Source organism: Micromonospora sp. WMMB235 (assembly GCF_001855515.1).
Taxonomy (GTDB): domain Bacteria; phylum Actinomycetota; class Actinomycetes; order Mycobacteriales; family Micromonosporaceae; genus Micromonospora; species Micromonospora aurantiaca.
On sequence record NZ_MDRX01000001.1, the window covers coordinates 5,782,501 to 5,796,003 of the forward strand.

Genomic DNA, 13,503 nt, shown 5'->3' on the forward strand with positions numbered 1-13,503 from the left:
CAAGCTGTGATCCCAGGGTGTCCGAATGGGGAAACCCGGCATCAGTCATGTGATGTCACCCGCACCTGAACACATAGGGTGTGTGGGGGGAACGCGGGGAAGTGAAACATCTCAGTACCCGTAGGAAGAGAAAACAAATAGTGATTCCGTGAGTAGTGGCGAGCGAAAGCGGATTGAGGCTAAACCGGCGGCGTGTGATACCTGTCAGGGGTTGCGTGGTCGGGGTTGTGGGACCCTGCTCAACAGACTGACATCTGTTGGAGAAGTTACAAAGCCAGTGGCTAGTCGAACAGTCTGGAATGGCTGACCGTAGACGGTGATAGTCCGGTAGGTGAAAGCTGCTGGTCTTCTGTGGGTGTTCCCGAGTAGCGGCGGACTCCTGAAATCTGCCGTGAATCTGCCAGGACCACCTGGTAAGCCTAAATACTTCCTGGTGACCGATAGCGGACAAGTACCGTGAGGGAATGGTGAAAAGTACCCCGGGAGGGGAGTGAAATAGTACCTGAAACCGTTCGCCTACAATCCGTCGGAGCCTTGCGGGGTGACGGCGTGCCTTTTGAAGAATGAGCCTGCGAGTTAGTGGCATGTGGCGAGGTTAACCCGTGTGGGGGAGCCGTAGCGAAAGCGAGTCTGAATAGGGCGTTTTCAGTCGCATGCTCTAGACCCGAAGCGGAGTGATCTAGCCATGGGCAGGCTGAAGCGCGGGTAAGACCGCGTGGAGGGCCGAACCCACCAACGTTGAAAAGTTGGGGGATGACCTGTGGTTAGGGGTGAAAGGCCAATCAAACTCCGTGATAGCTGGTTCTCCCCGAAATGCATTTAGGTGCAGCGTCGCGTGTTTCTTGCCGGAGGTAGAGCACTGGATGGTCTAGGGGGCCCACAAGCTTACCGAAATCAGCCAAACTCCGAATGCCGGTAAGTGAGAGCGCGGCAGTGAGACTGCGGGGGATAAGCTTCGTAGTCGAGAGGGAAACAGCCCAGATCACCAGCTAAGGCCCCTAAGCGTGTGCTAAGTGGAAAAGGATGTGGGGTCGCATAGACAACCAGGAGGTTGGCTTAGAAGCAGCCACCCTTTAAAGAGTGCGTAATAGCTCACTGGTCAAGTGGTTCCGCGCCGACAATGTAGCGGGGCTCAAGCACACCGCCGAAGCTGTGGCATTCACATTTTAACTTCGTGCCTCCTTGATGGGGTATGCAGGTGTGTGGATGGGTAGGGGAGCGTCGTGCCGGGGGTGAAGCAGCGGGGTGACCCAGTTGTGGACGCGGCACGAGTGAGAATGCAGGCATGAGTAGCGAAAGAAGGGTGAGAAACCCTTCCGCCGGATGACCAAGGGTTCCAGGGCCAGGCTAATCCGCCCTGGGTGAGTCGGGACCTAAGGCGAGGCCGAGAGGCGTAGTCGATGGACAACGGGTTGATATTCCCGTACCCGCGAAAGAGCGACCCTGACGAACCTCGTTGTGCTAACCACCCGAACTGCCGGCGGTCTTCGGACCAATGGTGGGGAGCGTGGGAACCTGGCGGGTAGTAGTCAAGCGATGGGGTGACGCAGGAAGGTAGCTGAGCCCGGCCGGTGGTTGTGCCGGGGTAAGCGTGTAGGCCGTGCCGTAGGCAAATCCGCGGCGCATATAGGCTGAGACGTGATGCCGAGCCGATTCAGGTGAAGTCAGTGATCCTATGCTGCCGAGAAAAGCCTCTAGCGAGTTCTTAGCGGCCCGTACCCCAAACCGACACAGGTGGTCAGGTAGAGAATACCGAGGCGATCGGGCGAACTGTGGTTAAGGAACTCGGCAAATTGCCCCCGTAACTTAGGGAGAAGGGGGGCCGGAGACGTGAAGCCCCGCGCGGGTGGAGCGTTGTATGGCCGCAGAGAGCAGGGGGAAGCGACTGTTTACTAAAAACACAGGTCCATGCGAAGAAGTAATTCGATGTATATGGACTGACGCCTGCCCGGTGCTGGAACGTTAAGGGGACCTGTTAGCTCTCACGAGCGAAGCGGAGAACTTAAGCGCCAGTAAACGGCGGTGGTAACTATAACCATCCTAAGGTAGCGAAATTCCTTGTCGGGTAAGTTCCGACCTGCACGAATGGCGTAACGACTTCCCCACTGTCTCAACCACAGGCCCGGCGAAATTGCATTACGAGTAAAGATGCTCGTTACGCGCGGCAGGACGGAAAGACCCCGGGACCTTTACTATAGCTTGACATTGGTATCTGAATTAGCTTGTGTAGGATAGGTGGGAGCCGGTGAAGTCCATACGCCAGTATGGGTGGAGGCAATCTTGAAATACCACTCTGGTTGATTTGGGTATCTAACTTCGGACCGTTATCCGGTTCAGGGACAGTGTCTGGTGGGTAGTTTAACTGGGGCGGTTGCCTCCTAAAGGGTAACGGAGGCGCCCAAAGGTTCCCTCAGCCTGGTTGGCAATCAGGTGTTGAGTGCAAGTGCACAAGGGAGCTTGACTGTGAGACTGACAGGTCGAGCAGGGACGAAAGTCGGGACTAGTGATCCGGCACTGGCATGTGGAAGCGGTGTCGCTCAACGGATAAAAGGTACCCCGGGGATAACAGGCTGATCTTCCCCAAGAGTCCATATCGACGGGATGGTTTGGCACCTCGATGTCGGCTCGTCGCATCCTGGGGCTGTAGCAGGTCCCAAGGGTTGGGCTGTTCGCCCATTAAAGCGGTACGCGAGCTGGGTTTAGAACGTCGTGAGACAGTTCGGTCCCTATCCGCCGTGCGCGTAGGATACTTGAGAAGGGCTGTCCCTAGTACGAGAGGACCGGGACGGACGAACCTCTGGTGTGCCAGTTGTCCCGCCAGGGGCACGGCTGGTTAGCTACGTTCGGAAGGGATAACCGCTGAAAGCATCTAAGCGGGAAGCTCGCTTCAAGATGAGGTATCCCACCCACATTTGTGGGGTAAGGCCCCCAGCTAGACGACTGGGTTGATAGGCCGGAAATGTAAGCCCGGTAACGGGTTCAGTTGACCGGTACTAATAGGCCGAGGACTTGACTACTAAGCTGCTACGCGTCCACTGTGCAACTCTGAACAAACCACCACCCATGTTGTTGGGTTGGTTGACATGTTCATAGAGTTACGGCGGTCATGGCGGAGGGGAAACGCCCGGTCACATTCCGAACCCGGAAGCTAAGCCCTCCAGCGCCGATGGTACTGCACTCGGGAGGGTGTGGGAGAGTAGGACACCGCCGGACAATCTTCCAATTCAGGGCCACCCCCAACCGGGGTGGCCCTGAATTGCGTTGCCCCCCGGAAAACACCACCGGACCGGCCGCAAAGCCGGCCCCGGACGCGCGTGAGCGATGGACTGCCCACCCCATTGCCGGCACTGCACCGGCTAGCCGTACCGCCCGCTACTTTCCGGAAACGCCGAACCAGGCCGCCACTTCCCCGAAGTAGCGGTGGCGAGGTGCCCCGGATCCAGCCAGTTCCCCGAGTTGGCGAACCGGCCCACCACTTCCCCGAAGTGGCGGCAACGGAACGCCCGGCATCCGGCTACCTCGCCGAGATGGCGAACCAGCAGCAGGTTCCCCCCAGCTGGCGTTAATGGAGTACCCCGGACCTAGCCACTTCGCCGAACTGGTGTGCCGGTCAGCACTACGCCGAAGTGGCGGCAACGGAACGCCCGGATCCAGCCACTACCCCGAGCTGGCGAACCGGCCCACCACTTCCCCGAAATGGCGGGACGGACTGCCCGGCATCCAGCCACCTCCCGCGAACAGGAGGGCTGGGAGCCATTACCCCGGAACTGGTGGCATGGGAGGGGACAGGGGGTCGCCGACACCGCGACGTGGCGGGGGCGGGGCAAGGCGTGAGTGGGCACCTCTTCGTACCGGCGTGGACGAGTGAGCGCCGAGGTCGCGGGTCAGCGGCTCTGGACGGACTCGCGGATGTCGCGGAACAGGGCCGCGGCGTCGTCGACCCGGCGGCCCGGGAACATGCCCATCACGACGCTGCCGTGGTCGGCCCACCCGCACACCGCGAAGTCGCCACCGTCGCCGCTCGTCGTACCGCACTTCATCACGCCGCCCAGGCGGCCCGCGTCCACCTCGCGCAGCCCTGCCACCCGGCCTGTCTCGTCGGCCATCAGGCCGAACAGGGTGTCCAGGTCACGCTCGGGCTGCCAGAGCAGCGTGGTGCCGCCGAACAGCAGCACCGAACGCTTGGCGTCCCCGCCGTCGGAGTAGACGGCGCCGTAGCCGCGGTCCAGCTCGATGTCGGCGGCCAGTCCGTCGCGCAGGTAGTCGGCGGTGCTGCGAGCCCGCTCGCTGTCGTCGCGTACCAGCCCGGCCACCTCGGCCGGCTGGCCGAGAGTCGTGTCCTTCTGCTGGAGCACCCGCCAGCCGCCCAGCCCGAGCGCGCCCGCGCCGGCGAGCCCGGCCGCGAGGAGAGCGGCCATGACGATCTTCCGGCGTCGGGAGACGGGACGGCGTTCGGGCTCCTGCGCGGGATCGCGGCGGCTCAGCTCGATCGGCTCTTCGGTCAGCTCGAACGGATCGGAACCCCCGTCGACCGGGCGCTCGGTGAGATGCGCGTCGGACATGACCGCCACCGTACGCGAATCACAGGTGGTGCACGCCGGGTCCCCGAAAGCGCTCCGTAGACTTTCAGGGTGACCGAGAGACTGGATGCCCGACGCCCCGACGCCCCGACCCTCGCCGGCCAGTACCAGCCCGGCGAGGTAGAGCAGCGACGGTACGAGCAGTGGGTAGCCGGCGGGCACTTCCGGGCGTCGGCGGACAGCGAGAAGCCGCCGTTCACCATCGTCATCCCGCCGCCGAACGTCACCGGCTCGCTGCACATGGGTCACGCGTTCGAGCACACCCTCATGGACGCGCTCACCCGGCGCAAGAAGATGCAGGGCTACGAGGCGCTCTGGCTGCCGGGCATGGACCACGCCGGCATCGCCACCCAGAACCTGGTCGAGCGGCAGCTCGCCGGTGAGGGGCTGTCCCGGCACGACCTCGGGCGGGAGAAGTTCGTCGAGCGGGTCTGGCAGTGGAAGGCCGAGTCCGGCGGCGCGATCCTCGGCCAGATGCGCCGGCTGGGCGACGCGGTCGACTGGGACCGCGAGCGGTTCACCATGGACGAGGGCCTGTCCCGGGCCGTGCAGACCATGTTCAAGAAGCTCTTCGACGACGGGCTGATCTACCGGGCCAACCGGATCATCAACTGGTGCCCGCGCTGCCTCACCGCGCTGTCCGACATCGAGGTGGAGCACACCGACGACGAGGGCGAGCTGGTCTCGATCCGCTACGGCGACGAGGTCGTGGTGGCGACCACCCGGGCGGAGACCATGCTCGGCGACACCGCGGTGGCGGTGCACCCGGACGACGAGCGCTACCGGCACCTGATCGGCACCGAGGTGGAGCTGCCGCTCACCGACCGGCGGATCCCGATCGTCGCCGACGAGCACGTCGACCCGAGCTTCGGCACCGGCATGGTCAAGGTGACCCCGGCGCACGACCCGAACGACTTCGAGATCGGCCAGCGGCACGACCTGCCGTCGCTGACGATCATGGACGAGCGCGGCGTCATCACCGCGCCCGGCCCGTTCCAGGGCCTGGACCGGTACGAGGCCCGCCCGGCGATCGTCGCGGCGCTGCGCGAGCAGGGCCGGATCGTGGCCGAGAAGCGGCCGTACCTGCACGCGGTGGGGCACTGCTCGCGGTGCAAGACGACTGTCGAGCCGCGGCTGTCGTTGCAGTGGTTCGTCAACACCGCCCCGCTCGCGAAGGCCGCCGGTGACGCGGTGCGCGACGGCCGGGTGAAGATCGAGCCGGCCGAGCTGGCCAAGCGTTACTTCGCCTGGGTCGACAACATGCACGACTGGTGCATCTCCCGCCAGCTGTGGTGGGGCCACCGCATCCCCGTCTGGTACGGCCCGGACGGCGAGATCGTCTGCGTCGGCCCGGACGAGGAGCCGCCGTCCGGCGAGGGCTGGCGGCAGGACGAGGACGTGCTGGACACCTGGTTCTCCAGCGGCCTGTGGCCGTTCTCCACGCTCGGCTGGCCCGAGCGCACCCCGGACCTGGCGAAGTTCTACCCGACCAGCGTGCTGGTCACTGGCTACGACATCCTGTTCTTCTGGGTCGCCCGGATGATGATGTTCGGCCTGTACGCGATGGACGGAGAGCAGCCGTTCGACGTGGTGGCGCTGCACGGCATGGTCCGCGACGAGCACGGCAAGAAGATGTCGAAGTCGTTCGGCAACGTGGTCGACCCGCTGGACTGGATCGACCGGTTCGGCGCCGACGCCACCCGGTTCACGCTGGCCCGGGGCGCCAACCCCGGCCAGGACGTGCCGGTCAGCGAGGAGTGGTGCCAGGGCTCCCGCAACTTCTGCAACAAGCTCTGGAACGCCACCCGGTTCGCGCTGCTCAACGGCGCGCACACCGACGGACCGCTGCCGGCCGCCGGTGACCTCTCCACCGTCGACAGGTGGATCCTGTCCCGGCTGGCGCACGTCACCGCCGAGGTCGACGAGCAGTTCGAGGCGTACGAGTTCGCGAAGGTCTGCGACCTGCTCTACCACTTCGCGTGGGACGACGTCTGCGACTGGTACGTGGAGCTGAGCAAGCCGGTGCTGGCCGAGGGTGGCCCCGCCGCCGACGCCACCCGCCGCGTGCTGGGCCACGTGCTGGACCAGCTCCTGCGGCTGCTCCACCCGGTCATCCCGTTCGTCACCGACGAGCTGTGGGCCGCGCTGAGCGGCGGCGAGACCGTACTGACGGCGTCCTGGCCGGTCGCCGACCGTACCCTGATCGACGACGCCGCGGAGGGCGAAGTCGGCACCCTCCAGCGGGTGGTGACCGAGGTCCGGCGGTTCCGGTCGGACCAGGGGCTGCGGCCGACCCAGCGGGTCGCCGCGCGCCTCGACGGCCTGGCCGGCGCGGGCATCGCGGCGCACGAGCCGCTGGTGCGCTCGCTGGCCCGGCTCGACGCGCCCGGCGACGACTTCCAGGCCGGCGCCACGCTGGCCATGCCCGGCGCGGTGAGCGTCGCGCTCGACACCCGCGGCTCGATCGACGTGGCCGCCGAGCGCGCCCGGCTCACCAAGGACCGGGCGGCGGCCGAGAAGGAGGCCACCCAGGCGCGGGCGAAGCTGGACAACCCGGCGTTCGTCGGCAAGGCGCCCGAGCCGGTGGTGGCGAAGATCCGCGAACGGCTGGCGGTGGCCGAGGCGGACCTGGTCCGGATCGACGCCGCCCTGGAGGCGTTGCCCTCGTGAGCGCGAGGAGTGAGCCGGGGTTGCGAGCCCCGCAGTCGCGAACGAAAGATGGCTCCGCATGACCGACCGCACCGAGTTCGCCGAGGTGGAGGCCGCGCTCAACGCGCGCGGCTTCACCCGCATGCACTTCGAGCTGGAGAAGATCGAGACCCTGCTCGACCTGCTGGGCAGCCCGCAGCGGGCGTACCCGTCGATCCACCTGACCGGCACCAACGGCAAGACCTCGACGGCCCGCATGATCGACTCGCTGCTGCGGGCGTTCGGGCTGCACACCGGCCGCTACACCAGCCCGCACCTGGAGACCGTCCGGGAGCGGATCAGCCTGGACGGCGAGCCGGTGGGCGAGGAGCGGTTCGTGTCCACGTACCGTGAGATCGCGCCGCTGGCCGAGCTGGTCGACCAGCGGTTCGCCGAGCCGCTGACGTACTTCGACATGACCACGGCGCTGGCGTTCGCCACGTTCGCCGACGCCCCGGTCGACGTGGCGGTGGTGGAGGTCGGGCTCGGCGGCGCGGAGGACGCGACGAACGTCATCCAGGCCGGCGTCGCCGTGATCACCCCGATCGGGCTGGACCACACCGAGTGGCTCGGCGACACGATCGAGGACATCGCGCTGCACAAGGCGGGCATCATCCACCCCGGCGCCACGGTGATCGCGGCGGCGCAGGAGGAGGAGGCGGCCCGACCGATCCTGGAACGCTGCGCCGAGGTCAACGCCACCGTCGCGCGCGAGGGCGCCGAGTTCGGCGTGCTGCGCCGCGCGGTCGCGGTCGGCGGCCAGGTGCTGACCATCCAGGGCCTGGGCGGGGTGTACGAGGAGATCTTCATCCCGCTGCACGGCGCGCACCAGGCGCAGAACGCGGCGGTGGCGCTTGCGGCGGTGGAGGCGTTCCTCGGTGCCGGCGCCCGGCGGCAGCTCGACATCGAGGCGGTCCGTGAGGGCTTCGCCGCGACCAGTTCGCCGGGCCGGCTGGAGCGGGTGCGTACCGCACCGACGGTGCTGCTCGACGGCGCGCACAACCCGCACGGGATGGCCGCGACAGTTGCCGCCGTGCAGGAGGAGTTCGCGTTCAGCAAGCTCGTCGGCGTGCTGGCGGTGCTCGGCGACAAGGACGCGGCGAGCCTGCTGGAACTGCTCGAACCGGTGCTCGACTCGATCGTGGTGGCGGAGAACAGCTCGGCCCGGGCGATGCCGGTGGACGAGCTGGCGGGGCTGGCGCGGGAGATCTTCGGGTCGGAGCGGGTGCAGGTGGCCCGGGACATGCCGGACGCCATCGAGGCGGCGGTGGCGGAGACCGAGTCGGACGTGCCGGGCGAACTGTCCGGGGTGGGCGTGCTGATCACCGGATCGGTGGTGACAGTGGCCGACGCCCGCCGGCTGCTCAAGCGATGACCGGCCCGCAGCAGCGCCCGACCGGCGCTGAGCGGCCGACCGGCGCTGAGCAGCCGACCGGCGCTGAGCAGCCGACGGGGCGGGAGCAGGCGGGCGGCGCTGAGCGGCCGGTCGGTCCGGAACAGGCGGCCGGTTCGGAGCAGGCGGCCGGTTCGGAGCAGGCAGGCGGCTCGGAGCCGGTGGGCGGCGTGCGGCGGTCCGGGCTGCGGAACCCGGACAAGGCAGTGCGCGGACTCGGCGCCGGTACGATGTCGCTGGAGGCGCTGGTGCTGCTGCTGGCCATCCAGCCGATCCGGGTGGTCGGCGGTGACCTGAGCGGCGCGGCGATCGGCGCGATCGTGGCGTTGGCGGTCGCCTGTGTGGTGCTCGCCGGCATGATGCGCCGCCCGTGGGCGTGGCACGCCGGCACCGTGATCCAGGGACTGCTGCTGCTCTCCGGGCTGCTGCACTGGTCGCTGTTCGCGCTGGGTGTGATGTTCGCGCTGGTGTGGGCGTACGCGCTGCACGTGCGGCGGGTCATCCTCGGCTGAGCGCCGTCGCGCGGTTGCGCGTGTTAAGAGGGCCCCTTCCTCTACCTGAGGCGTTAAGAAGGGGCCCTTCCTTACACCTGGGCGAGCGTGCGCCACTGCGTCAGCGCGACGCCGTGGCCGTCGGGGTCGCGGAAGGCAGCCGCCCACACCTCCAGCTTGGTGCCCCGGTTGACGACGCGCGGGGCGTACGTGAACCGGACGCCGGAGTCGCGCAACCGCTCGTACGCCCCCTGGATGTCGTCCACCTCCAGGTTCACGTGCACCAGGCGACGGCTGATCGGGGCGGCGCCGGTCACCCGGCGCAGCACCAGCCGGGTCGGCCCGGAGGAGAGCACGGCGTTGCCCTCGCCCCGGTCCAGCTCGTCGAAGCCGAGTTCCCGGTAGAAGTCGAGGGACCGGTCCAGGTCGGTGACGAGCAGCGTGATGCCGACGCCGCTGATCGGGCTGGCCAGCTCGTCCGGCTCGGCCGCGCCGGACGGGCCGAAGATCGCCTCGTCCAGCTCCTCGGCGGTCGGCGGCGCGTCGGAGCGCCGCGGCGCGTCCGAGGGGTCGTCCAGCGGCACGTCGATCGGGTCGGGTCCGGTGTCGGCCGGTCCGGATCCGGCCGGTCCGGTGTCGGACCGTCCGGGGTCGGACCGTCCGGAGTCGGCGAACACGGTCTCGACCGGCACGGTGTCGACCGGCTCCTCGGCCGGCGAGCGGGGGGCCGGGGCGCGGCGGGGGAGCGGGCCGGGGCCGGCCGCGCGCTCGGCCCGCTCGACGAGCTGCCCCTCCAGCACCACCGGGCCGCCGGGGCTCTGGTGCAGCACCACCGGCTCGCGTTCCTCGGCCCGGGGCGGGACGTCGTCCAGGTACGGGTCCGGCGCGGGCGGGTAGTCGTCGCGGAAGTCGTCCTCCGGCGCGCGCCCGGCCCACGGCGGCGCCTCCTGCGCGATCAGCGGCTCGTCCAGCGGGTCCGGTTCGGCGGCGTACTCGGGCGGCAGGTCGGCCACCGCGGCGGCGCTCTCCGCGTGCGTGGGCACCTCGTCCCAGAGCACCCGTACGTGCCGCTGGTCGTCCAGCGCCACCCGGACCGGCAGCGCCTGGCCCAGCGAGGGCCACTTGGCGACCGGCACCCGAGGCTCGATGATCTTCTTGGAGCGGGGCGGCAGCCCCGGCGCGTCGATGACCAGTTGCAGCTCGCACCGGCCGAACGCGTACTGGGTGGGCGGCTCGGAGGCGCTGTGCACGTGCCCGAGGCCGATCACCCAGGTGCGGCCGCCGCCGCGTACCGTGGCCAGGGCGATCGCCAGCACCAGCAGCGCGACGCCGAGGGCCACGATGGCCCAGCTGGTCATGCCGAGCCCGAACACGGTCACGAAGGTGGCGACGGTGCCCAGCACCGCGCCGATCAGTTTGCGTACCGGCGCGATCGTGCGGTTCCCGCCATTCGCCACAGTGGACCTCCCAGGGGTTCCAGGGCCAGGCTAGGCCGCCGCGGCGGGCCAGGGAAGACGCAGCCGCCGCGCCGGCGCCGGGACCGGGTCGCTACGCTGACCGTACCCAGCCGAACCCCGTTTGAGTGCGCAGGAGGAACCCAGCGTGTCCAGCAGCAGCCCGGACGAGCGGTCGCTCGTACTGATCAAGCCCGACGCGGTGCGCCGCGGTCTGGTGGGCGAGATCCTGTCCCGTTTCGAGCGCAAGGGCCTGCGGATCGACGCGATGGTGAGCCGGACCATGGACGGCGGCTTCGCCGACCAGCACTACGCCGAGCACGTCGACAAGCCGTTCTACCCGCCGCTGAAGACGTTCATGACCAGCGGCCCGCTGGTGGCGCTGGTGCTCTCCGGCGACCAGGTGGTCGAGGTGGTACGCGCGATGATCGGCAGCACCGACGGCCGCAAGGCCGCCGCCGGCACCATCCGCGGTGACCTGTCGCTGTCGAACCGGGAGAACCTGGTGCACGCCTCCGACTCGGCGGACAGCGCCAAGCGCGAGATCGCGCTCTGGTTCCCCGAGCTGGCCTGACCGACGCGCCGACGGCCCCGGCCCGCTCCTGGCGGGACCGGGGCCGTCGTGTGTCAGCGATCAGACCTGCGCCGGCGGCTGCGTCCGGCAGGTCACGGCGACGCGGTTCCACACGTTGATGGTGGCGATCGCCATCACCAGGTCCGCCAGCTCCTTCTCCGACCACACCTTCGCCGCGGCGTCCCAGACGTCGTCCGGCACGCCGTGCTCGCCGAGCCGGGTCACCGCGTCGGTGAGGGCCAGTGCGGCCCGCTCCCGCTCGTCGAAGAACGGCGCCTCGCGCCACGCCGCGACGGCGAACAGCCGGCGGCTGTCCTCCCCGGCCGCCAGCGCCTCGCGGCTGTGCATGTCGACGCAGAACGCGCAGCCGTTGCGCATCGACGCCCGCAGCTTCACCAGCTCCAGCACGGTGTGGTCCACGTTCGCCCGGACGTACTTCTCCAGGCCCAGCACGGCCTGGTACGCCTCGGGCGCCACCGCCGCCATGTCCATCCGGCTCATCGCCGCCTCCTTGAGGGTTCGGGTACGCGCACAGGACGGGGCACGGCGGGCGCGGTGTGACGGCCCGGCGGTGTGACGGTGGTCATGCCGGGGCGCTGGACAGCAGTCGTTGACGTGCCGGTCACCTCGACCGGAGTTCCCGGCCACCTGCGGCCGGTAGACCGGGGCCGGCGACACTGCCGAGACCGGGAGAACCCATGACGCACTTCGATCGACGTACCCTGCTCCGCGCCGGCCTGGTCGCCGGTGCCGGAGTCGCCGGCGGCGCGCTGCTCGGCGCGCCCGGCGCGCCCGCCGCACCCGGCCTGCGGCGCAGCGGCCGGCCGCTGCTCACCCACGGCGTGCAGAGCGGCGACGTGACCGCCGACTCGGCGCTGGTCTGGACCCGCGCGGACCGGCCCGGCCGGATGCTGGTCGAGGTCAGCCGCCGGCCGGACCTGCGCGGCGCCCGCCTGGTGCGCGGCCCGGTGGTCGACCCCACCGGCGACCTCACCGGCAAGGTCCGCCTGCGCGGCCTGCCCGCGGGGGAGCGGCTGCACTACCGGGTACGGGTGGAGAGCCTGGACCGGCACGGCCTGTGCAGCGAGCCGCTGACCGGTTCGTTCGCCACCGCCCCCGGGCGGCACCAGCGGCGTGACGTGCGGTTCGTGTGGACCGGCGACATCGTCGGGCAGGGCTGGGGGATCAGCCCTGACTTCGACGGCCTGGCGATCTTCCGGGCCATGCGGGAGCGCCGCCCGGACTTCTTCCTGTGCAGCGGCGACACCGTGTACGCCGACGGGCCGCTGACCGAGAGCGTGGTCCTGCCCGACGGCCGGACCTGGCGCAACCTGGTGACGCCGGAGAAGAGCAAGGTGGCCGAGACGCTCGCCGAGTACCGGGGGCAGTTCGCGTACAACCTGCTCGACGAGCACCTGCGGGCGTTCGCCGCCCAGGTGCCGCAGATCAACCAGTGGGACGACCACGAGGTGGTGAACAACTGGTACCCGGGGGAGATCCTGACCGACGAGCGGTACGGCGAGAAGCGCGTGGACGTGCTCGCCGCCCGGGCCCGGCAGGCGTTCCACGAGTGGCTGCCGGTGCCGTCGGGCGGGCCGATGTACCGCAAGCTGTCGTACGGGCCGCTGCTGGACGTGTTCGTGCTGGACATGCGCACCTACAAGGACCCCAACGACGGCAACACGTACGCCGACCGCAACCGGGGCCTGCTCGGCAAGGCGCAGCGGGAGTGGCTGATCCGGGAACTGCGCGCGTCCCGCGCCACCTGGAAGGTGATCGCCAACGACCTGCCGATCGGCCTGGTGGTGCCGGACGGGGCAGGCGCCCAGGAGGGCGTCGCGCAGGGCGACCACGGCGCGCCGGCCGGCCGGGAGCTGGAGTTCGCCGAGGTGCTGCGCGCCTCGCACCGGGCCGGGGTGACCGGGCTGGTGTTCCTCACCGCCGACGTGCACTACACCGCCGCCCACCACTACGACCCGGCGCGCGCCGCGGTGCGGGACTTCAGCCCGTTCTGGGAGTTCGTCTCCGGCCCGGCGCACGCCGGCGCGTTCGGCCCGAACGCGCTGGACGGCACGTTCGGCCCGAAGGCGGTCTTCGTGCACGCCCCGCCGCGCGCGAACACCTCCCCGGCCGAGGGCTTCCAGCACTTCGGCGAGGTGACCGTCGACGGCCCGTCGGCGGCCCTCACGGTCCACCTCCGCGACCGCACCGGCGCCTCCCTCTGGACCACCACCCTCCCCGCCCCCACCTCCCGCTGACCCCACCCCGCCCTGGATGCGTTGATCATGAAGTTGGCGGCGATGTGGATCTCGGATCTGGCCGT

General features: G+C 69.0%; 8 protein-coding genes and 2 rRNA genes (1 of these 10 only partly in view). 7 read left to right on the forward strand and 3 right to left on the reverse strand.

All coding sequences use genetic code 11. The features are described from left to right. Both BFV98_RS25750 and rrf read left to right on the forward strand, forming a co-directional pair. Window positions 1-3,017, forward strand: a 23S ribosomal RNA gene (locus tag BFV98_RS25750) (it extends 93 nt beyond the left edge of the window). 79 nt (window positions 3,018-3,096) lie between these two features. After that, window positions 3,097-3,213, forward strand: a 5S ribosomal RNA gene (rrf, locus tag BFV98_RS25755). A gap of 671 nt (window positions 3,214-3,884) precedes the next feature. Here the strand turns inward: rrf and BFV98_RS25760 are convergent. Next, window positions 3,885-4,562 (reverse strand): hypothetical protein, encoded by a 678-nt coding sequence (locus BFV98_RS25760; RefSeq protein WP_013288028.1) that lies wholly within the window; start codon window positions 4,560-4,562, stop codon window positions 3,885-3,887. A gap of 69 nt (window positions 4,563-4,631) precedes the next feature. Here BFV98_RS25760 and BFV98_RS25765 point away from each other — a divergent pair, with 69 nt between their 5' ends. From BFV98_RS25765 to BFV98_RS25775, 3 genes are read left to right on the forward strand one after another with little or no spacing between them, the layout of a single operon-like run. Then, window positions 4,632-7,250: a valine--tRNA ligase gene (locus tag BFV98_RS25765; RefSeq protein WP_013288027.1), complete on the forward strand. Its 2,619-nt coding sequence runs from the start codon at window positions 4,632-4,634 to the stop codon at window positions 7,248-7,250. 58 nt (window positions 7,251-7,308) lie between these two features. Then, complete coding sequence (locus tag BFV98_RS25770) at window positions 7,309-8,643, forward strand: folylpolyglutamate synthase/dihydrofolate synthase family protein (RefSeq protein WP_071098049.1); 1,335 nt, start codon at window positions 7,309-7,311, stop codon at window positions 8,641-8,643. Beyond that, entirely contained in the window at window positions 8,640-9,173 is a 534-nt protein-coding gene (locus BFV98_RS25775) for a DUF4233 domain-containing protein (protein ID WP_143025358.1), read from the forward strand. The genes BFV98_RS25770 and BFV98_RS25775 overlap by 4 nt, the downstream gene beginning before the upstream one ends. Before the next feature lie 71 nt (window positions 9,174-9,244). Here BFV98_RS25775 and BFV98_RS25780 read toward each other — a convergent pair whose 3' ends face one another. Further along, window positions 9,245-10,609, reverse strand: a complete 1,365-nt coding sequence (locus BFV98_RS25780; RefSeq protein WP_071098051.1) for a VOC family protein — start codon at window positions 10,607-10,609, stop codon at window positions 9,245-9,247. Window positions 10,610-10,754: 145 nt separating this feature from the next. Here BFV98_RS25780 and ndk point away from each other — a divergent pair, with 145 nt between their 5' ends. Next, window positions 10,755-11,180: a nucleoside-diphosphate kinase gene (gene ndk, locus BFV98_RS25785; protein ID WP_013475497.1), complete on the forward strand. Its 426-nt coding sequence runs from the start codon at window positions 10,755-10,757 to the stop codon at window positions 11,178-11,180. A gap of 60 nt (window positions 11,181-11,240) precedes the next feature. On the opposite strand, the gene BFV98_RS25790 is transcribed toward ndk, so the two are convergent. Beyond that, window positions 11,241-11,681, reverse strand: a complete 441-nt coding sequence (locus BFV98_RS25790) for a carboxymuconolactone decarboxylase family protein (protein ID WP_013288022.1) — start codon at window positions 11,679-11,681, stop codon at window positions 11,241-11,243. 197 nt (window positions 11,682-11,878) lie between these two features. Here BFV98_RS25790 and BFV98_RS25795 point away from each other — a divergent pair, with 197 nt between their 5' ends. Continuing rightward, window positions 11,879-13,438 carry an alkaline phosphatase gene (locus tag BFV98_RS25795; RefSeq protein ID WP_071098053.1) on the forward strand — a complete coding sequence of 520 codons (1,560 nt, stop codon included), beginning with the start codon at window positions 11,879-11,881 and terminating at the stop codon, window positions 13,436-13,438. The last annotated feature ends 65 nt before the right edge of the window (window positions 13,439-13,503 follow it).

Coding starts and splice junctions, on each gene's coding strand:
- BFV98_RS25775 (WP_143025358.1), top strand. CDS start 8,640: ATGACCGGCCCGCAGCAGCGCCCGACCGGCGCTGAGCGGCCGACCGGC.
- BFV98_RS25790 (WP_013288022.1), bottom strand. CDS start 11,681: ATGAGCCGGATGGACATGGCGGCGGTGGCGCCCGAGGCGTACCAGGCC.
- BFV98_RS25795 (WP_071098053.1), top strand. CDS start 11,879: ATGACGCACTTCGATCGACGTACCCTGCTCCGCGCCGGCCTGGTCGCC.
- BFV98_RS25770 (WP_071098049.1), top strand. CDS start 7,309: ATGACCGACCGCACCGAGTTCGCCGAGGTGGAGGCCGCGCTCAACGCG.
- BFV98_RS25760 (WP_013288028.1), bottom strand. CDS start 4,562: ATGTCCGACGCGCATCTCACCGAGCGCCCGGTCGACGGGGGTTCCGAT.